The 24,436-nt window shown below is 68.3% G+C and carries 21 protein-coding genes; 16 read left to right on the forward strand and 5 right to left on the reverse strand.

Going from position 1 to position 24,436, the window contains the following annotated elements:
- The first annotated feature begins 9 nt into the window (after positions 1-9).
- A complete protein-coding gene (locus J4H86_RS17575; RefSeq protein ID WP_236538873.1) occupies positions 10-798 on the forward strand; it encodes a crotonase/enoyl-CoA hydratase family protein in 789 nt (262 codons plus the stop codon).
- Positions 799-915: 117 nt separating this feature from the next.
- Here J4H86_RS17575 and J4H86_RS17580 read toward each other — a convergent pair whose 3' ends face one another.
- Positions 916-1,494, reverse strand: coding sequence for an HdeD family acid-resistance protein (locus tag J4H86_RS17580; RefSeq protein ID WP_236538874.1), 579 nt, complete (start codon positions 1,492-1,494; stop codon positions 916-918).
- 701 nt (positions 1,495-2,195) lie between these two features.
- Between J4H86_RS17580 and mbhE the strand changes: the two genes are divergently transcribed.
- From mbhE to J4H86_RS17630, 10 genes are all read left to right on the forward strand, one after another.
- A complete protein-coding gene (mbhE, locus tag J4H86_RS17585) occupies positions 2,196-5,027 on the forward strand; it encodes a hydrogen gas-evolving membrane-bound hydrogenase subunit E (protein ID WP_236538875.1) in 2,832 nt (943 codons plus the stop codon).
- Positions 5,024-5,491, forward strand: coding sequence for a sodium:proton antiporter (locus J4H86_RS17590; protein ID WP_330932430.1), 468 nt, complete (start codon positions 5,024-5,026; stop codon positions 5,489-5,491). Before mbhE ends, J4H86_RS17590 begins: the two co-directional genes overlap by 4 nt.
- Positions 5,488-7,089: a monovalent cation/H+ antiporter subunit D family protein gene (locus J4H86_RS17595; protein ID WP_449451349.1), complete on the forward strand. Its 1,602-nt coding sequence runs from the start codon at positions 5,488-5,490 to the stop codon at positions 7,087-7,089. The genes J4H86_RS17590 and J4H86_RS17595 overlap by 4 nt, the downstream gene beginning before the upstream one ends.
- Complete coding sequence (locus tag J4H86_RS17600) at positions 7,086-7,481, forward strand: Na+/H+ antiporter subunit E (protein WP_236538877.1); 396 nt, start codon at positions 7,086-7,088, stop codon at positions 7,479-7,481. The genes J4H86_RS17595 and J4H86_RS17600 overlap by 4 nt, the downstream gene beginning before the upstream one ends.
- Complete coding sequence (locus J4H86_RS17605; protein ID WP_236538878.1) at positions 7,478-7,777, forward strand: monovalent cation/H+ antiporter complex subunit F; 300 nt, start codon at positions 7,478-7,480, stop codon at positions 7,775-7,777. Before J4H86_RS17600 ends, J4H86_RS17605 begins: the two co-directional genes overlap by 4 nt.
- On the forward strand, positions 7,774-8,118 hold the full coding sequence (gene mnhG, locus J4H86_RS17610; protein ID WP_236538879.1) for a monovalent cation/H(+) antiporter subunit G: 345 nt from the start codon (positions 7,774-7,776) through the stop codon (positions 8,116-8,118). The genes J4H86_RS17605 and mnhG overlap by 4 nt, the downstream gene beginning before the upstream one ends.
- Before the next feature lie 175 nt (positions 8,119-8,293).
- Positions 8,294-9,304 (forward strand): ABC transporter ATP-binding protein, encoded by a 1,011-nt coding sequence (locus J4H86_RS17615; RefSeq protein WP_236538880.1) that lies wholly within the window; start codon positions 8,294-8,296, stop codon positions 9,302-9,304.
- Positions 9,301-10,143: an ABC transporter permease gene (locus J4H86_RS17620; RefSeq protein ID WP_236538882.1), complete on the forward strand. Its 843-nt coding sequence runs from the start codon at positions 9,301-9,303 to the stop codon at positions 10,141-10,143. The genes J4H86_RS17615 and J4H86_RS17620 overlap by 4 nt, the downstream gene beginning before the upstream one ends.
- Positions 10,144-10,155: 12 nt before the next feature.
- Positions 10,156-11,469 carry a sensor histidine kinase gene (locus J4H86_RS17625; protein WP_236538883.1) on the forward strand — a complete coding sequence of 438 codons (1,314 nt, stop codon included), beginning with the start codon at positions 10,156-10,158 and terminating at the stop codon, positions 11,467-11,469.
- A complete protein-coding gene (locus J4H86_RS17630; RefSeq protein WP_236538884.1) occupies positions 11,466-12,071 on the forward strand; it encodes a response regulator transcription factor in 606 nt (201 codons plus the stop codon). Before J4H86_RS17625 ends, J4H86_RS17630 begins: the two co-directional genes overlap by 4 nt.
- A 137-nt stretch (positions 12,072-12,208) precedes the next feature.
- Here J4H86_RS17630 and J4H86_RS17635 read toward each other — a convergent pair whose 3' ends face one another.
- Positions 12,209-14,383, reverse strand: coding sequence for a SpoIIE family protein phosphatase (locus J4H86_RS17635; RefSeq protein WP_236538885.1), 2,175 nt, complete (start codon positions 14,381-14,383; stop codon positions 12,209-12,211).
- Positions 14,384-14,523: 140 nt separating this feature from the next.
- Between J4H86_RS17635 and J4H86_RS17640 the strand changes: the two genes are divergently transcribed.
- From J4H86_RS17640 to J4H86_RS17655, 4 genes are all read left to right on the forward strand, one after another.
- The gene (locus tag J4H86_RS17640; protein WP_236538886.1) at positions 14,524-18,705 is read left to right on the forward strand and encodes a HAMP domain-containing protein; all 4,182 of its coding nucleotides are present in this window, start codon (positions 14,524-14,526) and stop codon (positions 18,703-18,705) included.
- A gap of 27 nt (positions 18,706-18,732) precedes the next feature.
- Positions 18,733-19,353, forward strand: coding sequence for a response regulator (locus J4H86_RS17645; protein ID WP_236538887.1), 621 nt, complete (start codon positions 18,733-18,735; stop codon positions 19,351-19,353).
- A 530-nt stretch (positions 19,354-19,883) separates the two neighbouring features.
- Entirely contained in the window at positions 19,884-20,813 is a 930-nt protein-coding gene (locus J4H86_RS17650) for a hypothetical protein (RefSeq protein WP_236538888.1), read from the forward strand.
- Between the two features lie 400 nt (positions 20,814-21,213).
- Positions 21,214-21,978: a PP2C family protein-serine/threonine phosphatase gene (locus J4H86_RS17655; protein ID WP_394356393.1), complete on the forward strand. Its 765-nt coding sequence runs from the start codon at positions 21,214-21,216 to the stop codon at positions 21,976-21,978.
- Positions 21,979-22,082: 104 nt separating this feature from the next.
- Here the strand turns inward: J4H86_RS17655 and J4H86_RS17660 are convergent, their stop codons facing one another.
- The 3 genes from J4H86_RS17660 to J4H86_RS17670 form a co-directional block, all read right to left on the reverse strand.
- Positions 22,083-22,670, reverse strand: coding sequence for a copper resistance CopC family protein (locus J4H86_RS17660; protein WP_236538889.1), 588 nt, complete (start codon positions 22,668-22,670; stop codon positions 22,083-22,085).
- A gap of 154 nt (positions 22,671-22,824) precedes the next feature.
- Positions 22,825-23,013, reverse strand: coding sequence for a copper resistance CopC family protein (locus tag J4H86_RS17665; protein WP_236538890.1), 189 nt, complete (start codon positions 23,011-23,013; stop codon positions 22,825-22,827).
- Between the two features lie 179 nt (positions 23,014-23,192).
- The gene (locus J4H86_RS17670) at positions 23,193-23,456 is read right to left on the reverse strand and encodes a WhiB family transcriptional regulator (protein ID WP_236538892.1); all 264 of its coding nucleotides are present in this window, start codon (positions 23,454-23,456) and stop codon (positions 23,193-23,195) included.
- A gap of 481 nt (positions 23,457-23,937) precedes the next feature.
- On the opposite strand from J4H86_RS17670, the gene ectA reads away from it, so the two are divergent.
- Positions 23,938-24,432: a diaminobutyrate acetyltransferase gene (gene ectA / locus J4H86_RS17675; protein ID WP_394356524.1), complete on the forward strand. Its 495-nt coding sequence runs from the start codon at positions 23,938-23,940 to the stop codon at positions 24,430-24,432.
- Positions 24,433-24,436 lie beyond the last annotated feature (4 nt).

A 24,436-nucleotide genomic window follows, 5' to 3' on the forward strand; every position in this document is an offset into this window, starting at 1 on the left:
GGAGAGCCGATGACGGAGACAGGCGACGCCTCACAGGAATCGCCGGTGATCTATGAGACCGACGGCGGGATCGCGGTCATCACGATCAATCGGCCGAAGGCCAAGAACGCGTTGGACGCCGCCACGGCGCAGGCGATCGCGGAGGCTTTGGACGATCTCGACGCCCGTCCCGAGCTGCGGGTGGGCATTCTGACCGGTGCGGGTGGGACGTTCTGCGCCGGGATGGACCTCAAGGCGTTCCTCCGTGGCGAGACCCCAGTGGTTGAGGGTCGGGGGTTCGGCGGCATCGTGGAGCGTCCCCCGCAGAAGCCACTGATCGCGGCCGTCGAGGGCTACGCGTTGGCCGGGGGGCTCGAGGTCGCGCTGGCCTGCGACCTGATCGTCGCCGCGCAGAACGCGAAGTTCGGCATCCCCGAGGCGAAGCGGGGGCTGGCCGCCGCGGCCGGCGCGCTGCTGCGCCTGCCCAACCGGGTCCCCCGCAACGTCGCGATGGAGATGGCCCTGACGGGTGACTTCGTGTCCACGGCCAAGCTCGCCGAGTTCGGCCTGGTCAACGAGGTGACCTCACCGGGGAAGGCGCTCGCCTCCGCCAAGGAGCTCGCGGGTCGCATCGCGAAGAACGCTCCGATGTCGATCATCGCCTCCAAGCGGGTGATCGTCGAATCGTCGGACTGGTCCCAGGACGAGATGTGGCGGCGCCAGGACGACATCACCGGTCCGGTGTTCTCCAGCAAGGACGCGATCGAGGGCTCGGCCGCGTTCGCGGAGAAGCGGGCGCCGGAGTGGAAGGGCGAGTAGGCTCCGGTCTCCTCTCTCGCCGGGCCTTTCGGTCCCCCAACGGCCCGCTCGTACGACACAGGAGAGGGGCGTGTCCCCGACGCTCGACGTCGGTGGGCACGCCCCTCCGTGCTGCGACTAGTCCACTGGCACGTCGTCGTCGAGTTTGGCGCCGTCGCCGTCCCGGTGGGCACGCCGTAGACGCATCCCCAGCGCGATCTGCGCGATGCCCAGCAGGATCGCGAAGCACCCGATCAACAGGGCGATCGCGAACGCTCCGGCGAGCGGTAGCAGGATCAGGCCGAGGCCGACCAGGATCGTCAGGATGGCGCTGACGATCAGCATCCACTCGTTGGGGATCTCCTTGCGGAGCTGCACCGCGGCCACGGCCTGGGCGATCCCGCTGGCGAGCGCCCAGATGCCGAAAACGATCACCAGCGCGAGAACGCCGGACGTCGGCCAGATCAGCAGCAGCGCGCCCAACACGACGCTGAGGACGCCCTGGAACACCAGCCACCACCGTGGTCGGTGTTCCTGCCGGTGCGTGAACGCGTGGTAGATCGCGAACAGTCCGTCCACCAGCAGGTACGCGCCGAGCAGGATCACCAGGACGAGCAGTGTGATGCCTGGCCAGAACACTGCGAGCAGTCCGAAGATGATCGCCAGGATTCCGCGGACGACGAACACCCACCACCGCCGCGACAGCAGTTCCCGCATAGACACCTCCATGACAATAAGTCACAGGGTAACTACCCATAGTTCTTTTCGTTCGCACATCGACATGTGTCACCCCATCTGACCTCGATGAGCGTTTCATCCGGTTCGCGGCGCCCCGTGCCAGATAGGCATGGGGCGCGTGGTTATGATGATCGGCATGTCGGGTTACCGGTCAGCGGGCGCCGAGGCGTCGCGACGGTAGCGGCGTGCGGACTCCACGCGCCGGATGCCCCCATCCCTTGGGGTCAGGCGCCCGGAAGCCGCACGCGGAGACGGAGAGAGAGCGAGGTCAGAGCGAACATCGTGTGTTTTGCGAACTCTGACCCCCGCGCCTTCACGAACCTGTGCGTCGTTCTGCTGAGCGAGGTCGGTGCGCGGCGCTGGAACGGCACCGGAGCGGATTTCTGGTTACGGCATCCGCGGACGTCGTACCCCGCTCCGAGGTGAGCCACCAACGCCCCCGTGTCCCGGGCCATCCACCGGACACGCCGCATCCACCATCCGCCACTTTCGTTCCACGCGCGGTGCAAGGTGGTGCACGGAGCTGTTCGCTCACCCGACGGTCCACCGGCGTCACCGTGCTTCCTTCTGGGGGGCGAACACGGGTGGAGAACCACGCGTGGGTGCCCGTACCGGTGGTCCTGCGTGATGCCGACACCTGCCGCCGGCCCCTGTCCGACTGACCTGAAAGGTGGTGCCGGGTGGTACTCGGGATCGTCTTCGCTGGGCTGATCGCCACGGCGGCACTGGCCCCGCTCCTCGCACGTTACTTCGGGCGAGAGGCGGGCTGGCTCCTGGGGGCGGCGTTCCTCGCCCTCACCGTCCTGGCGGCGGTTCAGATCCCCGCGGTGCTCTCCGGAGAGACACTCTCGTTCGAGCTCCCCTGGATCCCCGCGATCGATGTCGCGTTCCGGCTGCGCATGGACGGGATCGGGCTGCTCTTCGTCATGCTCGTCCTCGGTGTCGGGGCCGTGATCATGGCTTACTGCGCCCGCTACTTCGGCCCCGAGACCTCCATGAGTCGCTTCTACACGCTCATGGGCCTCTTCGCCGTCGCGATGCTCGGCGTCGTACTCGCCGACGACATTCTGCTCCTCTTCGTCTTCTGGGAGCTCACCAGCATCTGCTCGTTCTTCCTCATCGGTGGAGCGAGCCTGACCGCCGACAAGCCCGCGCTGCGCGCCCTCGTCGTCACGGCTGGGGGCGGGCTGGGCCTGCTCGCCGCGGTCTGCGTCCTCTCCCTGCACGCCGGCACCACCCAGCTCAGCGTGATCCTCAGCGACACCAGTTGGGTGACCGACGGCTGGGTCGGACCGGTCGTCGCGTTGTGCGTCATACTCGCCGCGTTCACCAAGTCCGCACAGGTTCCCCTGCACTTCTGGCTTCCCGGCGCGATGGCCGCGACCACCCCGGTCAGCGCCTACCTGCACGCCGCGGCCATGGTGAAGGCCGGTATCTACCTCCTGATACGCTTCACTCCCGCGTTCGGGGACCTCGCGCTGTGGAACGCCCTGCTGATCGGTCTGGGACTGACCACCGCGATCTGGGGTGGCGTCCTCGCCCTGAAGGCCACCGACCTCAAGATCCTCACCGCGCACTCCACCGTGAGCCAGCTCGGCTTCCTGGTCGCGGCGATCGGCGTCGGGACGCCCTACGCCCTCGCGGCCGCCGCCCTGCACACGCTGGCGCACGCGTTGTTCAAGGCGACGCTGTTCATGATGGTCGGAGTGATCGACCACCAGGCGCACACCCGGGACATCAAGGAACTCGGCGGGCTGCGTCGGGTCATGCCGGTCAGCGCCGTCATCGCCGGCCTGGCGGCGCTCGCCCTCGCGGGTATCCCGCCACTCCTCGGCTTCTACACCAAGGAGAAGGTGTTCGCGGGTCTGTTGGAGACCCCAGGTGGGGGTGCCTTCACCGTGGTCGCGGCCGTGGCCGCCGTCGCCGCGGCGGGACTGACCTTCGCCTACGCCGCGCGGTACTGGTACTCGGTCTTCGGTGGCCCTCTCACCCAACGCACCGACATCCGGGAGGGCGCGCCGACCTTCCTCCTCGGTCCCGTGATCACCGGCGTGCTCGGATTGGTGGCCGGCCTCGGTGTCGTCACCCTGACCCCGTTCGCCGAGCGTGTGGCCGCCGACAGCGGACACCCCGGGACGACAATCGGGATCCACGCGATCCCCGGTCCCAGCGTGGACCTCGCCATGTCGGCCGCGGCGATCACCCTCGGTGTCCTGCTGTTCCTCGCCCGTTCCCGCGTTGAGTCGGTCCAGGACCGCGTCAGTGCCCCGGTCACCGGTAACAGCGTCTTCGACCGTGGCTACTACCTCAGCCTCGCCGGTGGACACCGCGTCGGCGACCTCACCCGTACCTCGATCCCCGCGGCCCACATGCCGCCACCGCTCTTCCTCCTCTGTTGCATCGCGGCGGCCGCGCTGTGGTGGGGGATGGACGTCGGGCCGGCGGACTGGGCCGAGACCCGACCCACGGACTGGATCGTCGTCGGCGCGGTCGCCGCCGGAGTGCTGGCCGTCGTCGTGGTGCGACACCGGATCGCCGCGATGACGATCCTCGGCGTCGTCGGTGTGCTGCTCGCCGTCTGGTACGTGCTGCTTGGCGCCGTCGACCTCGCGTTGACGCAGCTCGTGGTCGAACTCCTGACCGTCGTCGCGCTCGTGCTCGTGCTGCGCCGACTGCCTCGACTGTTCCACCGCACCGGCGCCGTCCGGAACTGGACGGCCGGCGCCACCGCCGTGCTGATCGGCGCGCTGGCGGGCGCGGGGACATTCATGATGACCGGGCGTCGGGAGCTCTCCGAGGTCAGCCAGTGGTTGCTGGAGAACTCCGAGGCGGAGTCCGGCGGGATCAACGTGGTGAACACGATCCTGGTCGACTTCCGTGCCCTGGACACCCTGGGCGAGGTCACCGTCGTGGGCATCGCCGGGATCGGCATCATCGCCCTGCTCGGGACCACCTGGCTGCCCGCGGAGCAACGCCTGCCGCGTGGACGCGACCAGGCCGACGTGTCGACGGACAATCTCGTCATCCTCCGTGTCGTCGCCAAGGTCCTGACACCCATCGCGGTCGTGTTGTCGCTGTGGATGCTGTTCCGTGGCCACAACAACCACGGTGGCGGGTTCATCGGTGCGCTGATCGCCGGTGCGGGGCTGTGCCTGATGCACCTGACGGTCGCCGACCCGGCGCGTTCGCCGCTCCGCCGCTTCAACGGGGTTCCCCTCATCGCCGGGGGCCTGGTGCTCTCACTGGTGATCGGATCCCTCGGGGTCCTCTACGGCGGGTTCCTCACGCCGTTCCCGATCGAACTCGGCATCACCTACGTCACCTCGTCGGTGGTGTTCGACATCGGGATCTACCTGATGGTGCTCGGAACGGTGCTGATCATGCTGAACCGGTTGGGCGCACAGCAACCCGCGGACTTCGCGGGCGCGGCGGTCGACCCGGCACCGTCGGATCCCGACCCACCCGTGGCCGCGGCCGCGAGCCGTGGTGACGAGAAGGGGGTAACCAAGTGAGCAGTGCCATTCTCGTTGGTGTCCTGGTCGCGGGGGGCGTGTTCCTCGTCCTGCAGCGCGGCCTGATCCGGATGGCGTTCGGCATCGTGATGATCGGCAATGCCGCGAACGTCATGCTCCTGGCCTCGGGGGGAACTCACCGGCGTGAGGCGGCGGTGATCGACCAGATCGCCGCCATGAACGCGGCGGCGGATCCCCTGCCCCAGGCCTTCGTCCTCACCGCCATCGTCATCACCTTCGGCGTCGTGGTGTTCCTCGTCGCGCTCGCCGGTGCCGGGGGCAGCGACGACACCGAACCGGCCGGCCAGAATCCCGAACCCGGTGGAGGCCACGACGGGCTCGACCCGGTCGGGGACGCGACTGGCGAACCGAACGGCCAGGTTCCCGCCGTCGACGCGACCACCGGCGGCGCGATCCACGCCACCGGGACCACGACCACCGAGCGCCCGGAGGAGGATCGCTGATGGACGTCACCCTGCCCTTCGCGGCCGGTGTCCCCCTGTTCGTGGCGGCGCTGCTGCTGCTCCTCCGGGAGCCCGCGTGGCTGCGCCGCGGCCTCACCCTGGGCGTGGCCGCCGGCGCGCTCGTCTACGCCGGCTTCCTGATCGCCGCCACCTATGACGGCTCGGTCCTCGTGCACAGCGTCGGACTGTGGCCGGGGGGCGTCGCCATCCCCTTCGTCGCCGACACGCTCAGCGCACTCATGCTCGCGGTCACGTCCCTACTGACGCTGGTGTGTTCCGCGTTCGGCATGGTCGCCGGCGACGACGAGAAACACTTCTTCCAACCCCTGGTGATGGTCCTGTTCGCCGGCGTCGCCGGAGCGCTCCTCACCGGTGACCTCTTCAACTTCTTCGTGTTCGTCGAGGTCATGCTGCTGCCGTCCTACGTGCTGATCGGCATCCTCGGCGGAGTCGGACGCGTCCGCGCCGCCCGCGTCTACATCACCTACAACCTCCTCGCCTCGGTCGTCCTCCTCGCGGGGATCGCGTTCCTCTACGGAGTGGTGGGTCGGGTCAACTTCGCCGCGCTGAGCGGTGCCGCCTCGGAGTCCACCGCGGCGGCCGTCGCCGGCGCGGTCGTCCTCGTCGCACTGGGGATGAAGTCGGCGGTCGTGCCGGTCCACGGCTGGCTCTCCCGCGTGTACCCGGAGACCTCTCCCGCTGTCTCGGCCCTGTTCTCCGGACTGCACACCAAGGTCGGTATCTACGCCATCTACCGCATCTACTCGCTGCTGTTCGACGGCGACGACCGCTGGCTGGGCATTGGCGTGCTGATCATGTGCGCCACCATGGTGGTGGGCGTCCTCGGGGCGGTCGGCGAGGGAACGATGCGCTCCATCCTCGCCTTCCACATGGTGAGCCAGATCGGCTACATCCTGCTGGGTGTCGCACTGTTCGGACCCCTGGGCCTCGCCGCGGGGATCTTCTACCTGCTGCACCACATGATCGTGAAGGCCTCCCTGTTCCTGTCGACGGGAGCGGTGGAGACGGTCTACGGCAGTCAACGCCTGGAGGAGGTCGGAGGCGTCGCCCGGAAGGAACCCCTGGTGGCGTTCGCGTTCATCGGCGCGGCCCTGTCCCTGACCGGGATTCCCCCGTTCTCCGGTTTCTTCGCCAAGTTCCTGCTTCTGCAGGCGTCGATCGACGAGACCGAGTACCTGGCGGCCGTCGTCGTCGTGGCAGTCAGCCTCTTCACGCTGCTGTCCATGGCGAAGATCTGGACGAACGTGTTCTGGGGACCGCCGGGACGCCAGCCACCGGTGCGCGCCCCGGCGCGGGTCGGCGCCGTCGATGAGTCCGGTGGCGGGGACGCGGGCGAGCCCACCAGTGGTGGCGGCACCGAGGAGGACAAGGCGTCCGCACACGGGTCCCGGCGCCACTCGAAGGCCGGTCGCCCGTTGACCAACATCAGGTTCGCCCTCGCCGCTCCGGCACTCGTGCTCACCCTGGTGTCCCTGGGGCTGGGTATCGGGGCGCAGGGACTGCTCGACCTGTCACAGCGCGCCGCCGAGGGCCTGCTGGACACCTCGACGTACGAGGAGGCGGTGATCGAACCGTGAGCTCACTCATCACCTGGCCCATCCGCATGGTCGTCTTCGCGTGCCAGTTCGCGTTCGCGTTGGTGACGGCTTCGTTCCAGGTCGCGCGGGACGTGCTCGCGCCCAACAGCAGGTTCCGGCCGGGGATCGTCGAGTTCCCGCTGCGGTGCAGCACGGACTTCGAGATCACGATGATGGCCAACTGCATCACCCTCACCCCCGGAACCCTGACGCTCGCGGTGCGCACGTCCCCACCCACGCTGTGGGTCCACGGCATGTACTGCAAGGACCGGGACCAGGCGATCCAGGAGCTCCGTGACTACGAGAGCCAGATGCTGCGCGGGATCCGCCGTGACGGCGTCGTCCCGGACGCCCCGGTGACCGAGAACGGCCCGATCGAGGAGACGTCATGAGCCTCATCGACATCCCACTGGTGCTGATCGGCGTCGTCTTCGTCGTCGTTGTCATCCGGATGCTGCTGGGCCCCAGCCAGGGCGACCGCGCCGTCGCGGCTGACCTCTCGTTCTTCTGCTTCATCGCGATGACGGCGCTGTTCGGGGCCAGGCAGGGCTTCGGGGCGGCGTTCGACGTCGTACTGGTCGCGACCCTGACCGGGCTCGTCGCCACACTGTGGCTCTCGCGCCTGATCCGTGCCGAGCGGCCGTCCGACACCAAGGAGTCGGAATCCACGGGGGAGGGAGCCGCATGACGCTGCTCAACGTGCTCGCGGGCGTCGCCATCGGGTTCGGCACCGCGTTCATGGTGACCTCGGCGATCGCGCTGATCCGGCTGGACGACGTGTTCACGCGGATCAACGCTGTCACTAAGGCGGCCACGCTCGGGGTCATCCTGATCCTCATCGGATCGTTCCTGATGATGCCTGGGTGGGACACCGCCTGGAAGGTCGTGCTGGCCGTGCTGCTGCAGTTGATCACCTCACCGGTGGGGAGTTTCTTCGTCGCGCGGGCCGCCTACCGGTCGAGGTCCGCGCTTTCCTCCTCGACCTGTCGGGACGAGCTGGGCGGACGGGTTCCAGACGGGACCGAGTGACGCCCTGCCGCTGACCTGTTGGACGTCTCCCCAGGGGCCACGCCTGTGCCCTCTGGGGAGACCTCCTCCGGGGGAGGTATGACACCTGTCATGGGGCGCCCCGGGTGAGTTACACCCCGGCCTGGTGACAACGGTGTCTGCCGGGGTAACGGGCGCATGCGGTTAAGTGTTCGGTATGACCACGCAACCACTCGACTCCGCGTCCTCACCTCCCACGACGGAGCGTCCGGCCCTCTCCGTCGACGACCTGCGGGTCCGCTACGCCGACTTCGAGGCGGTCCGCGGGATCTCCTTCACCGTCGAGGCGGGCGAGCTGTTCGCGCTGCTGGGGACGAACGGCGCGGGGAAGACCACCACCATCGAGACGTTGGAGGGCTTCCGCCGTCCTCACTCCGGTGTGGTGCGTGTGTTGGGGCAGGACCCGTTTGGGCAACCGGCGGGCCTGCGCCCGTTCGTCAACGCGGTGCTCCAGCACAGCGGGTCGTTCCCCGAGCTCACGGTGAACGAGACGGTCGACCTCGCGCGTGACCTGGCCGCCTCGGCACGTGAGCGTGCCGAGGTTCTGGAGATGGTGAACCTCGCGGCCAAGGGGAGGACCTACGTCCGCCAGCTCTCCGGCGGTGAGAAGCGTCGTCTCGACCTCGCGTTGGCCATCCTGACCCGGCCGCGGGTGCTGTTCCTCGACGAGCCCACCACCGGCATGGACCCCGAGGCCCGACACACCACGTGGGAACTCCTACGCCGCGTCCAGCGGGAGGGAACGACCATCCTGCTCACCACCCACTACCTGGAGGAGGCGGAACGCCTCGCCGACCGGCTGGCCATCATGCACCTCGGCGAGATCGTGGTGGAGGGTGTGTTGCAGGACGTGCTCGCGGAGTGGGGCGACCGTCTGGGCTTCCGGCTTCCCGACACTCTACGCACCGACGACCTCCCCGAGGTTCCCGGCGCCACCGTGTCCGTCGAGGTCCGCTCCGGCGAGCCCTGGATCTCCTACACCGTGCTCGGCGGGGACGGCGAGGACGTCGCCGCCCGCGCGCACCGCGCGATGTCACACCTGATCAGATGGGCGGACACCCACAACGTTCCCCTCCACCACCTGGAGGCGCGCTCGGCGTCCCTCGAGGACGTGTTCCTGAACGTGGCCGGATCGACGACCCTGCGGGAGATGGGGGACAACGCGTGAACACCGCGACCGACGACACCCCGACAACCTCGCCCCGCGTCAATGCCGTGCGGCAACTTCTGCGCCTCACCCGGACGGAACTCACCCTGTTCTACCGGTACCGGGTGGCGGCGTTCTACGCCGTGTTCCCGCTGTTCTTCGCGTTCATCCTGATGGGCGTGCCGAACGTGGACCTGGTGCCCGGTGTCGGAGCCGCGGCCCTCTCCACCGTCGGCATGGTCGCCATGGCTCCCATGATGATCGCGATCTTCCACATCCCCAACGTGCTCGCCGCGCGTCGTGAGCTGATGATCCTCAAGCGGTTCCGGGTCAGCGGGGTTGGCCCCTTCGCCCTCTTCGGCGCCGTCACACTGTCCGTGCTCTGTGCCGGCCTGCTCGTCGCCGCGGTGATGGCGGTCCTGGCCGGTGTGCCCGCGGGTCTGCCCCTTCCCCGCGACCCGGTCATGGTCCTGGTCGGTGTTCTCCTGGGCGGAACCGTGGTGTCGCTGCTCGCGGCCTCGTTGACCCGCCTCGCCCGCAACGCCGAGAGCGCGCAGATGATGACCATCCTGCCGTTCCTTGTGCTCTTCGCCGCCAGTGGCCTGATGCTGCCCCTCGACCTGCTGCCCGACGCCGCGCAGGTGGCGGCACGACTCCTCCCCATCGCCCCCATGGTCGACATGGTGTCGTCCGGCTGGTTCGGCTACGACTTCTTCGGCGGCCGCGAGGGCGCGGAGACGGCGAGTGTCCTGTCCCTGTGGGGATCCTCGGTGCCCGCGCTTCTGGTCGGGATCGCGTGGCTCGGTATCACCTTCGCTCTGCTCCGGGGATTCCGCTGGGACCCCCGAGGAGCGAAGTAAGCTGCGAAGACGATGATCACCGCGACCCCCACACCATCCACCACGGCGACACTGGAGTCCGCCCAGGACGACGCCAGCCGAAGGCGACTGCGGAGAGCCCGACGCTACGTCCTTGGATACGGGGCGCTCAACGTCGTCTTCTACCCGCTCCTCGCGGTGACGTCGCTGCTTGTCTATCCCGAGTTCGACAACGCCTTCTGGTTCGCCGCCGCGTTCGGAATCCCGCTCAGCCTGCTGCAGGCGGTTCTCGTCTACTGGATCTACCGACTCCGCTTCGGTATGCCCAGCCGGCTCCGGAGAAGCGTCGTCGTCTGGGGGTCCATCGTCCCCCTGGTACTGCTGTGTTCGTTCTACGGCTTCACGCCATCCTCGGGTGTCTACATCGGCGTCTGGTGGGGTGTGGTGACGCTCGTCGCCACCCGCGGACAAGTGGTGATCATCTCCACCGGGCTTTGTGTCGCCTGGAGCGTCGCGGCGGTCCTCGTTCTTCCGTTGGCGCCACTGTGGGAGGTCGTGTTCGTCTATCTCTATACCTTCGGCATGGCGGGACTCTCCGCCGCGACCAACCACGCGTTCGCGACCATGTGGGACGTCGCGCAGGACGCCCACAACAGCCGGTGGGTACAGGCCCGCCTCGCTGTCACCGAGGAGCGCCAGCGCATCGCCCGCGACCTGCACGACCTGCTCGGGCACAGCCTTTCCGGCATCGCCGTGAAGAGTGAGCTCGCCGCGCGGCTCGCGCACAGGGACCCCGACCGGGCCGCGGCGGAGATGCTGACCGTCCAGGCGCTCGCCCGCGAGGCACTACGTGAGATGCGGGCGACAGTGAGCAACTACCGCGAACTCGACCTCGCGGTGGAGATCAGCAACGTACGCCAAGTGCTGGACGCCGGCGGCACCACCTGCACCATCGCCGGCAGCGACGTCGACATGACCCTCGCCAACCGCGGTGTGGCCGCCTGGGTGATCCGCGAGGCCGTCACCAACGTCCTCCGCCACAGCACCGCGAGCCAGTGCGACATCACCCTGTCCCGCCGGGGGGAAGTCGCCGTCGTGGAGATATTCAACGACGGCGCGGGCGACACCGGATCCGCGCCGGAATCACGCCACACTTTCGGCAACGGCCTGCGCGGCCTGACCGAACGGGTGACGGCGGTCAACGGTACCCTGACCGCCAACCCCACGGCCGATGGAGGATTCCTCGTTCGGGCACTGCTCCCCGACGCCCCACCGAAGGCGACACCCTCCCCCACCGACGAGGCGCACCACCCAAGCGAGGCGACCGTGACGCCGGATCGGACCGACCACGCAAGGAGCGACGCGTGACCCGGATCGTCCTCGCCGACGACGAACACCTTGTTCGCGGCGCCATCGCCGCACTGCTGCGAATGGAGGACGACCTCGACATCGTGGCCGAGGTCGGCCGCGGCGACGAAGTCGTTCCCGCCGTCCTGGAACACGGCGCCGACATCGCCGTCCTCGACATCGAGATGCCCGGAGCGACCGGCATCGACGCCGCCGCCCAACTACGCACCGCGGCCCCCAACTGCGGCGTCGTCATCCTCACCAGCTTCGGTCGGCCCGGATTCCTCCGCCGCGCACTGGAATCCGGCGCCCGCGGCTTCCTCGCCAAAGACGCACCCGTCGAACTGTTGGCCGGAGCCATCCGAAAAGTCCAGGCAGGTGGCCGCTACATCGACTCCGAACTCGCGGCCACCGCCATGGCCTCCGGCGAGAGCCCCCTCACCGAACGCGAGACCGACGTCCTGCGCGCCGCGTCGGACGGGGCGTCCGTCGCCGAGATCGCCACCGTCCTCAGCCTGAGTCCCGGGACGGTGCGGAACTACTTGTCGTCGGCGATGACGAAGACGGGTGCGGACACGCGGTTGTCGGCGATTCGCACGGCGGAGGAGATGGGCTGGTTGTGAGGTGGATGGGGGCAACCCCGCTGGAGTGAATGGGGGGAGCACCCCCACATGTTCGTTGTGCCGGAGTCCTGATTGGGGCGGCGAAATCCTGGTGGGGGAGGGAGGAGGGCTGCCTCGTGGTTGGTGCGGGGTACGGCTCAGAGGAACCGGAGGACCAACATGGCGGTGTCGTCGGTGTGGCCGCCCGGGGCGAACGCCATCAGCTCGCGTTCGATCCGGGCGATGACCGCCTGCGCCGTCAGGCCGGAGCAGGTGTTGAAGATCTTGGTCAGGCCCTCGTCACCCAACATGTCGTCCCCGTTGCGGCGTTCGGTCACCCCGTCGGTCACCGCCAACACCACGTCCTTGGGATGGATCTCCACGGCCTCGGTGAAGAAGTCCACGTCCTCGAAGGCACCCAGCAGCGGCTGGGAACTCCCGATCGACTCCACGTCCCCCGAGGGCCGCAGACGCAGGGGCAGCGGATGACCGGCCGAGACCATACGCAGCCGCATGCCCTCCTCCGGCCGGCGGGCCGCCGTGAGCTCGCCGTAGAGCATGGTCAGGAACCGGGTGGACGGGTTCTCGTCGAGGATCGCGAGATTGAGCCGGTGCATGATGTGGGCGGGCGAGAAGCCCTCCCGGGCGAGGGCACGCAGGGTGTGCCGAGCCAGGCCCGTGATGGAGGCCGCCTCCGGCCCGGTGCCGCAGACGTCACCCACGGCGAAACACCAGCGGTTGTCGGCCGCGAACACGTCGTAGAAGTCGCCACCGACGACGGTGCGCTCACCGGCGGGCTGGTAGAAGACCGCGTAGTCCACGCCCGGGATGTCGGGACGCTGTGCTGGAAGGAGGCTGCGCTGCAGCGCCTCGCTCATCGACGTCTGGTTGGAGTACAGACGCGCGTTCTCCAGCGCCGAGGACACCCGGCGGGCGAAGTCGTCGGTGACGTCGATGTCGCCCTGGCCGAAGTCCGCGCCCGGGCGTTGCCCGATGGCCAGCAGACCCAGCCGTCGACCACGGGCCAGCAACGGCAGGCACACGGCCGGGCCGTCGGCGATCTCCTTGGCGAGTTCCTGGCGCAGACCGGCCGCGCTGAGGTCGGCGTCGTCCCAGAGGCGCTGCGGATGCTCCTGCTCGTGCGGCGGGAGCGCCTCCAACAACAGGCGCAACGCGTCGGTGTACTCCTCGTCGGCGTGTGCCGCGTACACGAGTCGCAGGTTGTTGGTCTCGGTCGTGGTGAACACGCCGCACCACGCGCCCAGTCGCGACGTGATGAGCTGCGCCGTCAGGGCCGCGGTCATGCGCTCGTCCAGCGTGCCGGCCAGGAGGTCGCTGGCCTCGGCCAGGAAGCTCAGGCTGGCGCGCCGCGCCAGCTCGACCTGGGCCAGACGCGCGCGTTCGACCGGCAGCGCGATCCGGTCCGCGCCCTGCTGCAGCACACTCGCCGCGGACTTGCTGAAACGGCCGGGACTGGAGGAGGCGACACCGATCAGGCCGGTGATCCGGCCCTCGACGATGAGCGGAGCGGTGACCAGCGAGCGCATTCCCGCGCTGGCGAGCATCCCACGATGTGCCCGGGCCAGCATCACGTCGTCGTTGATCAACGGTCCGGGGCCGGGAGCGGCGGACGGGAAGGTTTCCTCGGTCCGACTCGTGAAAGGCAGCAGCGGGTAGGCGAGGCCCACCGCGGACCGCACCTCCCACAGGGTCTCGTCCGTGGTCGCCAGCGCGATGTAGGCGGCGTCGCCAGCCAGGACGCCGCGGGCGACCTCGACCGTGCGTTCCAGGAGCTCGTCCAGGGCCAGGCGTTCGGCGAGGGCGGAGTCCAGCGCACCCCAGGGGTCGGGGCGTCGACGGGGCTCGGTCTGTTGTTCGGTCGCCGGCGGCAGCAGCAGCGTCGATCCCGTCCCACCGGTCGTCGGCACCTCGGCCACCCGGATCCACACCGCCTTGCGGTCGCCGGAGTAGCTCACGCCCCAGCTCTGGGCGATGGCGGCGACGAGTCCCAGACCCATGCCACCGTTACGGGTGGAGTCGGTGGAGGGCGAGGTGTCGACGTCCAGCGGCCCGGCCTGAGGAACCGGGCGTTCCGGCAGCCGGTCCGCGACGGCGATCTCCACGACGTCGGTCAGGTCACGCACCGTCACCTCGACGGGGGTTCCCGCGTGCAGGACAGCATTGGTCGTGAGTTCGCTGACGAGGAGCGTCGCGTCCTCGATGACCGCGTCTCGCTCCCAGTCCCGCAGAACTCCGCGGGTGAACTCCCGCACGGTGCCCACGGTCTCGGGGGTGGCGGGGAACTCCCGGTGGGCGACTTTCGGGTGTGGCATGGTGAATTCGTAGGCTATCGCGTGAAGTGAAGGTTCGGTGCTGGTAGGGGCAACGTATCGGGATGCCTTTCCAAACAGCACTGTCCATCCAGCACCGATGACGGCAGTCTTTCTAACGGAGCCGAACGAGAGGGGGCGCCGTGGCCAAGACGACGAGGCCCGGGACGCGGGAGCCGGAGAGGCTTCTGAACGTGCTGCGTGCCATGCGCGACGGCGACTTCAGCGTTCGGCTGGAGCCCGCCGCGGAGGGCACGCAGGCGGAGATCGCGACGGTGTTGAACCAGGTGCTGGACAACTGGCAGCACCTCAGCGACGAGCTGCAACGCGTCAGCGGAGCCGTCTGTACCGAGGGCCGCCTGCACGAGCAGGTCTCGGTGGAGCAGACGCGCGGCGCGTGGGGCCGCAACGTGCGTGCGATCAACCGGATCCTGGAGCAGGTCAACGAACCGGTGTCCTCCGTCGCGGAGGTTCTGGACGCGGTGGCCGACGGCGACCTGGAGCAACGGGTCGACCTGAACAGCCGGACCGGTCCCCTGCACGGTGACCTCCTCCGGCTCGCGAGCTCCGTGAACCGGATGGCGGACCAGATGTCAGGGTTCACCGGCGAGGTGACCCGCGTGGCCCGTGAAGTGGGTACCGAGGGCAAGTTGGGCGGGCGGGCCCGCGTGGAGGGCGTCTCCGGCGCGTGGCGCGACGTGACCGAAGCGGTCAACGGTATGGCCGGACGGCTCACCGACCAGGTACGCGACATCTCCCGCGTCACCACGGCGGTGGCCGAGGGTGACCTGACCCGTAAGGTCATCGTCGACGTTCAGGGCGAGATGTTGTCGCTGAAGAACACCGTGAACACGATGGTGGACCAGCTCGACTCCTTCGCCGACGAGGTCACCCGCGTGGCCCGTGAAGTGGGTACCGAGGGCAAGCTGGGCGGGCGCGCCAACGTCAAGGGCGTGTCGGGCATCTGGAAGGACCTGACGAACAACGTCAACTCCATGGCCGACAACCTCACCGACCAAGTGCGGGATATCGCACAGGTGACGACCGCGGTCGCCAGGGGCGACCTGACCCGCAAGGTCACGGTGGACGTTCAGGGCGAGATGTTGTCGCTGAAGAACACCGTGAACACGATGGTGGACCAGCTCGACTCCTTCGCCGACGAGGTCACCCGGGTCGCCCGCGAGGTGGGTACCGAGGGCAAGCTCGGTGGCCGCGCCAACGTCAAGGGCGCGTCGGGCATCTGGAAGGACCTCACCGACAACGTCAACTCCATGGCGAACAGTCTCACCACGCAGGTGCGCAACATCTCGCAGGTGACGACCGCTGTCGCCCGCGGTGACCTGACGAAGAAGATCACCGTTGACGCGCACGGCGAGATCCTGGAAGTGAAGGACACCGTGAACACGATGGTGGACCAGTTGTCGGCGTTCGCCGACGAGGTCACCCGGGTGGCGCGGGAAGTGGGTACCGAGGGCCAGCTCGGCGGCCAGGCGACGGTGCCGGGCGTGTCGGGTGTCTGGAAGGGCCTCACCGACAACGTCAACTCCATGGCCGACAACCTGACCCGCCAGGTGCGCCAGATCTCCGTGGTCACCACCGCGGCGGCGCGCGGCGACCTCACCAAGAAGATCACGGTCGACGCACGGGGCGAGATCCTGGAGCTCAAGGAGACCATCAACACGATGGTCGACCAGCTCTCCGCATTCGCGGCCGAGGTCACGCGCGTCGCGCGTGAGGTGGGTACCGAAGGCCAGCTCGGTGGCCGGGCGAACGTGATGGGCGTCTCGGGGATCTGGAAGGACCTCACCGAGAACGTCAACTCGATGTCGCACAACCTCACCACGCAGGTGCGCAACATCTCGCAGGTGACGACGGCCGTCGCTCGGGGTGACCTGACGAAGAAGATCACGGTGGACGCCCACGGTGAGATCCTGGAAGTGAAGGACACCGTGAACACGATGGTGGACCAGTTGTCGGCGTTCGCCGACGAGGTCACCCGGGTGGCACGGGAGGTCGGCAGCGAGGGGCAGCTCGGTGGCCAGGCACGGGTCGAGGGCGTCTCGGGCACGTGGAAGCAGTTGACGGACCGGGTGAACGAGCTCGCCGGCAACCTGACGACCCAGGTGCGGGCGATCGGCGACGTGGCCAGCGCCGTCACCCGGGGCGACCTCACCCAGTCGATCACGGTCGAGGCGCGCGGCGAGCTGAGCAAGCTCCGCGACAACATCAACCTGATGGTCTCCAACCTGCGGGCGTCGACCAACGCCCAGCAGGACGAGGACTGGCTGAAGAGCCACCTCGCCCGGATCTCCGGGATGGTCCAGGGGCATCGCGACCTCCACGAACTCGCGCGCCTCATCATGAGCGAGGTGACGCCGCTGGTGGAGGCCCAGTACGGCGCCTGCTACCTGCTGGACGGCGACGGTGAGGAGTCCTACCGGCTCTACGCCGGCTACGGCTACCGGCCCAAGAAGTCGCAGCGCCGGATCACTCCGGGCGACGGTCTCGCCGGGCAGGTCATCGCGCAGCGCCAGGAGCTGCTACTGCACCAGGTCCCCGGTGACTACGTGCGGATCGAGTCCGGGGTCGGGGACTCGCCGCCGCTGAGCCTCGCGATCTTCCCGATCGTCTCCGAGGGGCGTGTGTTGGGCGCGCTGGAGCTGGCGTCGTTCACGGAGTTCCGCCCCATCCACCTGAACTTCCTGCGTCAGCTCGTCGACCTCATCGGGGCGACGATCAGCAGCATCCTCGCCAATGTGCGCACCGAGTACCTGCTGGCACAGTCGCAGCAGCTCGCGACGGAGCTGCAGGAACGCACCAACGAGCTGCAGCGCCAGCAGGAGGAGCTGCGGGAGAAGAACACCGAGCTGCACGCGCAGGCCGGCCAGCTCGCCAACCGCAACCGCGCCATCGAACTGCAGAACCGGCAGATCGAACGCGCCCGACAGTCGTTGGAGGAACGGGCCCGGCAGTTGCACGCCTCCTACAAGTACAAGTCCGAGTTCCTGGCCAACATGTCCCACGAGCTGCGGACCCCGCTGAACAGCCTGTTGATCCTCGCCCGCCTGCTCGCGGACAACCCGGAGGGCAACCTCACCTCCAAGCAGGTCGAGTTCTCCCGCACCATCCACAAGGCGGGGACGGATCTCCTGCAACAGATCGACGGCATCCTCGACCTCTCCAAGGTCGAGGCGGGGCGCATGGAGGTGAACCCCGGCGAGGTCTCGATTCCACAACTCGTGGAGTACGTGGAGGCGTCGTTCCGAGCGCTGGCGAACGAGAAGGGCCTCGCCTTCACGATCGAGGTCTCCCGGGAGATCCCACAGGAACTGTGGACGGACGAGCAGCGCCTGAAGCAGGTCGTGCGCAACCTCCTGTCCAACGCGCTGAAGTTCACCTCCAGCGGCGAGGTCCGACTGCGGATCCACCCAGCGTCGGAGCTGGCGGACATGGACGTCGCCGCCTCCGTGCCGAGCGACGAGGCGGTGGCCTTCTCCGTGGTGGACACGGGACCGGGGATTCCACCGGAGCAGCTCCAGCTCATCTTCGAGGCGTTCCACCAGGGCGACGGCGGCACGTCGCGTCGCTTCGGCGGGACGGGATTGGGGCTGTCCATCAGTCGCAACCTCGCACGGCTGCTCGGCGGTGAGGTGAGCGTCGCGTCGACGGTCGCGACCGGCAGCACGTTCACCCTGGTCCTGCCCGTGCACCTGCCGGACGAGCTCGCCGAGCAGGATGGGGAGCGAACAGGAGAGGCTGTCGCGGTCGACGCCGAGTTCCCGACGACGGGACTGCTGAGCGAGTCGCTGCTCCCGTCGTCGGGCGAGGTGCCCGACACCCCGCTGACCGGACCCACGCCGCAGCTCAAGAGCGAACCAAGCACGATGATCGCCTCGGCGAGTACGGCCTCTCCGGAGCGCGACGGTGTGCTGCGGGGCAAACGCGTGCTCATCGTCGACGACGACATCCGCAACGTCTTCGCCCTGACCAGCGCACTGGAGGCGCACGGCCTGCGGGTGCTCTACGCGGAGAACGGCGCCACGGGAATCGCCAAGCTGGAGGCCAACGACGACATCGCGCTCGTGCTCATGGACATCATGATGCCGGAGCTCGACGGCGACGAGACCACGCGGCGGATCCGGGAAATGCCGCAGTTCGCTGACCTGCCGATCATCACGCTCACGGCGAAGGCGATGCGGGGCGATCGAGAGCGTAGCCTTGAGCACGGGGCGTCGGACTACGTCACAAAGCCCATCAACCTGGATCATCTGCTCGACGTGATGCGAGCGTGGTTGGATCCGTCGTGGGACGCCGAACAGAACTAGGCATGTGTTGCAGAAGGAGATGCCCGCTTGCAGGTGAACATCCTCCTCGTCGACGACCGCGAGGACAATCTCACGGCACTGGAGGCCATCCTCGCCTCGCTCGACCAGAACCTGGTGCGGGCCACGTCCGGTGAGGATGCCCTGAAGGCGCTGTTGGAGCGGGACTTCGCGGTGATCCTCCTGGACGTCATGATGCCGGGCATGGACGGCTTCGAGACGGCCGCTCACATCAAGCAGCGTGAGCGCACCAAGGACGTACCGATCATCTTCCTGACCGGCGCGGGCATCGACCGGCACCAGGTGTTCCGGGGCTACTCCTCGCGGTCCATCGACTATCTCTCCAAACCGTTCGACCCATGGGTGCTGCGCTCGAAGGTCGAGGTGTTCATCGAGCTCTACCAGGCCCGCCAACGTCTCCACGAGCAGGCGGCACTGCTCAGCAGCTACGTCGGGGACGCCAACGAGAGCGAATCGGGCGAGGGGTTCGCCTCCCAGCTCATTCGACAGGTGGAGACGGTCAACGCCGAGGTGGGGACACTGCGCGGGCAACTCGGCGAGGCGGAGCCCGGTGTGCGCCGTGCGTTGCGGGACCTGGACGCCGCGGTCGCCGACCTGCGCAGTCTGGTCCGGATACTGCACGAACCCTGACCGCACGCCCGTCGACCTCTGGCCTCCGCCCTACGAGGGCGGAGGCCAGAGGCGTCTTCACGCCCGCGACGCGCCGCGGTCGCGGCCGACGCCCGTGGAGTCGCCTATGTCACCTTGGTGTGAGAGGTCCGCTCTGGCCGAATTAGGTCACGGACGAATCCCGTGTAAACCATCGGTGAACCACGGACCTGGATGAACACAGAGTAATGATCTTCGCCTGGATAAGGCGATCGACCTCTCGATCTCGATCACGGAATGTAATGTGATGTGATCTATGTCACGCTCATGGCGAATTGGTGTGACTGAAGTGGATTTGGGGGGGACCTTCTACTGGTGTGTGGCTCGTGGTTAAAGTGAGTTCCGGTTGGCCTCATTCGCCGGCGCTGCCGGGAGAGCACAGCTCGCCAGCGGCCCCCTGACCCCGACAACGCCGCCCCCAGGCCGGTCGCGGTGCCAACCTCCGGAGCGTGACTCGGTGAGGTTCCGAGCCGCTCCCCCCTTCAACCCGAGTCTTATAGGAGAGATCCTTCGTGTCTCGCAGGAAAACCAGGACCCTCACCGGATTCGCCGCGACGACGTTCGTCGGCTTCGGTCTCGCCATCGCCGCCCCCGCCGCGATGGCCGACACCGCGGACCAGGAGCTGACCCTGGACCCTCGCCAGGCTCCCCAGACCCTGGACACGCCGGGTAGCACGGCCGAGGTCGACTACAACTGTGTCGACCCCAACGGTGAGTCGCACCCCACCTCGCTTGAGGTCACCTTCGCTGGGCCGGACGAGGCCGAGACCGGTCAGACCATCGAGGTCATCGGTTCGTCCGACGGCCTCTACTTCTCCTACCCGGGCGAGTCGGTCGAGGCCGGCGGGGCGACCGCCAGCGTCGCCTTCGGTGTGTCCGGCGACGCTGCGCCAACGGACGGCGTCAGCTTCTCCGTCCAGAACACCGAGGCGTACACGCCAGGCGAGGACGAGATCTCCTGGTCCGAGCCCGACGCCGCGGCGCTGGACCTGACCAACCCCGGTGACCTCGTGTTCGTCCCCGGCACCATCTCGACGACCGTCGAGCAGGCGAGTGGCACCCTCACCACCGACTGTGACCCGGTCGACGCCGAGCCGATCCACGTCACCTCCGTCGCCGGCGACCCGATCGACGACGAAGACGAGGACGAGGACGAAGACGAAGACGAAGACGAAGACGAGGACGACGACGAGGACGACGGGGACGACCAGAACCCGCCTGAGGACGAGGACGAAGACGAGGACGAGGGTCCTGAGGACGAGGACGGCAAGGAAGACGAGGACGACGAGGACGGCAAGGAAGACGCCGACGGTGGTCTCCCCGTGACCGGTGCCGCGCTGGGCGGCCTCGTCGCGGCCGCGGTCGCCGCCCTGGGTGGCGGTGGCGGCGCGATGTACCTCGCGCGCAAGCGTCGTAACGCGGCGTCGGCCACCGAGGAGTGAGCAGGACGCGTCCTTGACGACCCCGTGGGGCGTTGAGTGAGAGGGGCGGGCGAACCTAGGCGCCCGCCCCTCTTGTCGTTCCCCCTTCTCGCCATGACTCTCCGTTGGTCCTAAGCTGAGGGGCGTGGAACTGCTAATCGTGTGCCCCTCGTGCCAGGGGGCCGGTCACCGCATCGCGATCGTCGGCTATGCCGGCAGTGACGTGGTGGGTGAGATGCTGGTGTCGCGGGGGTGTACCCCATGTGCGGGAACCGGCAGGTTGGCCATGGAGGGGTGGACACGCTCCACGTGACCAACCGTGACGGTTCCCCGTCGTTAGCCGGTGGAAGTCGGCACTATCCGACGTTTTCCACCATGATGTTCACTGGTGCCGGCCGTGGATACACAGGAGGTAAGGCGCATGGGTGTTGAGGCGGAGACAGTCACGGTCACGGCTCTTACCCATAGAGGCGCCGTGCGAAAGAGCAACCAGGACGCCATCGTCATGGGCACGCTGACCGTGGCCTGCGCGGACATGCTGTCCCCGGCGCGGTGCGTCCTCCCGGTGCGCGAGCCGCTGATCCTCGCGGTCGCCGACGGTCTCGGCGGGCACGCTGCGGGCGAGGTCGCCTCGGAGCACGCGGTGCGCCGCATGGCCGAGACCGGCGCGCAGATCAGCGATCCGGAACTCGTCGGTCAGTTGCTGAAGCAGGTGGACTCCGAGATCCGCGACCACGCGGAGCAGATCCAGGAGTTCTACGGGATGGGGACCACGGTCGCCGGCATCCTCTGCACCGCGGACACCAACTACTGGTTCAACGTGGGCGACTCCCGGGCCTACCGGGTGCGCGGCAGCCGGCTGGAACAGTTGTCGATGGACGACTCCCCACCGCTTCCCCCGTCGGAGGACGGCCGCCCCGCGACGACGAACTTCATCACCCAGTCCCTGGGCGGGAGTGGCGCCTCGGCCATGGAGCCCCACGTCGGCACCGACGAGGCGACCGACGCCGACGGCTGGCTCGTGTGCAGTGACGGCCTGTCCGACCTCGTCTCCCCGGACGAGATGGAGCAACTGCTGGCCGCCGCGTCGAGCGACGAGGCCGCCGTACGGACGCTGTGGCAGGCGGCGATGGACGGGTCGGGGCGGGACAACATCAGTATTCTGCTGATCCGTCGCGGCCGTTAGGTCACCCTGGCGGAGGTGTGTCTCCGGTCGCGTTCGGCTTGAAGACGCGTCCGTGGGTACGCCGAGCCCGACACCACGTTCGGTTGGGCTGGGAAGGGCCGCCGTCAGGCGTCGGAGTTTCCCCGTGAGCGCATGAACCGGATCAGGATCGAGACGACGATCCCCACCACGGCGATGGCGATGACGACCGCGACCCATGGCGGCATCGCGAGGTCGGCCACCGGGTCCTCGGAGTCGGTCTCCTCGGGTGACCCGTCGTCGGTCGTTCCGTTGGGGTCCTGGGCGTCGGTCGCCTCGTCCGAGGGGACGGCCTCGTCGGCGAGCGTGAAGCCCAATGAGTCCTCGAGCGGGTGCCCGTCGGCGGAGATGATCCGGTAGTTGATCGTGTAGTCGCCGGCCTGGTCCAGCGGGGAGAGGCCGATCCACGCCCGCTCGGTGTCGGTCTGGACCTCGCCGTCCTCGTAGGTGGAACCGTTGGGGCCGGTGACGACGATGCCGTTGCCGCCCTCCAGGACCTCCTCGTTGAACACGAGCTCCACCTGGTCCGGTGCGCTGTCCAACGTTTCCCCGTCCTGCGGGGTGGACTCCACCAGCACGTTGTGCGCCGAGGCGGGGCCAGCCGTGGCGAGTAGAAGGCCACCGGCGGCCAGGCCCACGGCGGCGCCCAGCGCCCAGCGCGGTGAGCGACTCACCGATCGGTCGGACGACCAACGTGGTGAGTTCCCACTGTGGCGAGTCCGCATTCCCTACCTCCTGTCCCGCCCCACGTGCCCCGTGGGTGCCGCGGCGTCGGGGATCGTGTCGGGGCCCCCTTGCGTATTCTCACCGCTTGGCGTGGAGTCCACGCTAGACGGGGACCTCCTCGTTGAACACGAGCTCCACCTGGTCCGGTGCGCTGTCCAACGTTTCCCCGTCCTGCGGGGTGGACTCCACCAGCACGTTGTGCGCCGAGGCGGGGCCAGCCGTGGCGAGTAGAAGGCCACCGGCGGCCAGGCCCACGGCGGCGCCCAGCGCCCAGCGCGGTGAGCGACTCACCGATCGGTCGGACGACCAACGTGGTGAGTTCCCACTGTGGCGAGTCCGCATTCCCTACCTCCTGTCCCGCCCCACGTGCCCCGTGGGTGCCGCGGCGTCGGGGATCGTGTCGGGGCCCCCTTGCGTATTCTCACCGCTTGGCGTGGAGTCCACGCTAGACGAGACGTGGCGTGTCCGACTCAGCTCGCCGGCGCCAACTCGGTGCGCAGGTAGCGACGTTCCTCGGGGGTGGTGCCGCCCCAGACGCCGTGGGACTCCCCAGCGCGGACGGCCCAGCTCAGGCACTCCTGGCGGACGACGCAGGTTCGGCAGATCGCCTTGGCGAGAGCGGTGTCGGCGCCGCCGATCCCCGTGCTGCTGACGGGGAAGAAGAGTTCGGGGTCGTACTGCCGGCACGCACCCTGGTTCACCCAGTCCTCACTGTCGTGGTACAGGCGGTTCATGGGAGCTCACCTCCAAGTGAATGAGCGGGTACCGGCATCCGACCCGCTGTAGTACTACAGTACGTCGTACTACAGCTTGTCCGCAAACTTTTCCCTGTTGTCATAAAGGGCGCGTGACGTCGCCAATCCCTGTGGCATAGCCCATGCTTAAAGTCCGACCGAAGTGCCTTAATGTGTCCGTGACGGCTCCGCCGCGCCGGCGACGACCTCCTCGATCGTGGCCGACCTCCCGGCCCCGGCGGGACGCGTCAAATCCCTGGGTGCGCACCGATTTCCGCGTCGCGATGTGATCTGCCGCATCGGAGTTCCCGGCCGGAAGCGGGTCCTAAAGTGGCCAAAAAAGGCTAAACCTACCCACTCGTGGCGGGCTCAAACATCCCGCCAGTTTGTCGTCGCGCCACCGGTTCAGCGACGTTCGCTATGTTCGGTGAGCGTGCCTGATGAACGAAGTGTTGCGGCCGGCGTCACCCCCGAACTCACGGTGGAGACGCCGCGGCTTGAGGACGGCAAGGCGCTGTGGGCCCTCGCCGCCTCATGCGGATTGGACGTGAACTCTCCCTATGCCTACACCCTCTGGTGTCGAGACTTCTCCGAGACCTCGGTGGTGTCCCGGGACCAGACGGGAGAGGTCCGCGGCTTCGTGACGGGCTACGTGCGGCCACGGGCCGCCGACACCTATTTCCTCTGGCAGGTGGGCGTTGACCAGCATGTTCGTGGTCACAGACTCGCCCGCCGGATGCTCGACCATGTCGGTCGGATCTGCGCCAGCCTCGGCGTTCGCTACGTCGAGGCCACGGTCACTCCGGACAACACCGCCTCCCGGGCACTCTTCGCGTCCTTCGCCCGGGACAACGGATGTGACCCACAGTGGAGCGCCCTCTTCGAGCGCGAGCACTTTCCGACCGAGTCAGGGGGGCACGAACGGGAGGAGCTGGTTCGCATCGGCCCTCTCTCCGCACCCCTGGCCAGCTCATGACACC

The organism is Spiractinospora alimapuensis (assembly GCF_018437505.1).
In the GTDB taxonomy this organism is placed as follows: Bacteria; Actinomycetota; Actinomycetes; order Streptosporangiales; family Streptosporangiaceae; genus Spiractinospora; species Spiractinospora alimapuensis.

Bases quoted from the DNA above. Each gene is read 5' to 3' on its own strand.
- mnhG (WP_236538879.1), top strand. From the start codon at position 7,774: ATGACGCTGCTCAACGTGCTCGCGGGCGTCGCCATCGGGTTCGGCACC.
- J4H86_RS17615 (WP_236538880.1), top strand. From the start codon at position 8,294: ATGACCACGCAACCACTCGACTCCGCGTCCTCACCTCCCACGACGGAG.
- J4H86_RS17655 (WP_394356393.1), top strand. From the start codon at position 21,214: ATGGGTGTTGAGGCGGAGACAGTCACGGTCACGGCTCTTACCCATAGA.
- J4H86_RS17605 (WP_236538878.1), top strand. From the start codon at position 7,478: ATGAGCCTCATCGACATCCCACTGGTGCTGATCGGCGTCGTCTTCGTC.
- J4H86_RS17635 (WP_236538885.1), bottom strand. From the start codon at position 14,383: ATGCCACACCCGAAAGTCGCCCACCGGGAGTTCCCCGCCACCCCCGAG.
- J4H86_RS17625 (WP_236538883.1), top strand. From the start codon at position 10,156: ATGATCACCGCGACCCCCACACCATCCACCACGGCGACACTGGAGTCC.
- J4H86_RS17575 (WP_236538873.1), top strand. From the start codon at position 10: ATGACGGAGACAGGCGACGCCTCACAGGAATCGCCGGTGATCTATGAG.
- J4H86_RS17580 (WP_236538874.1), bottom strand. From the start codon at position 1,494: ATGCGGGAACTGCTGTCGCGGCGGTGGTGGGTGTTCGTCGTCCGCGGA.
- J4H86_RS17670 (WP_236538892.1), bottom strand. From the start codon at position 23,456: ATGAACCGCCTGTACCACGACAGTGAGGACTGGGTGAACCAGGGTGCG.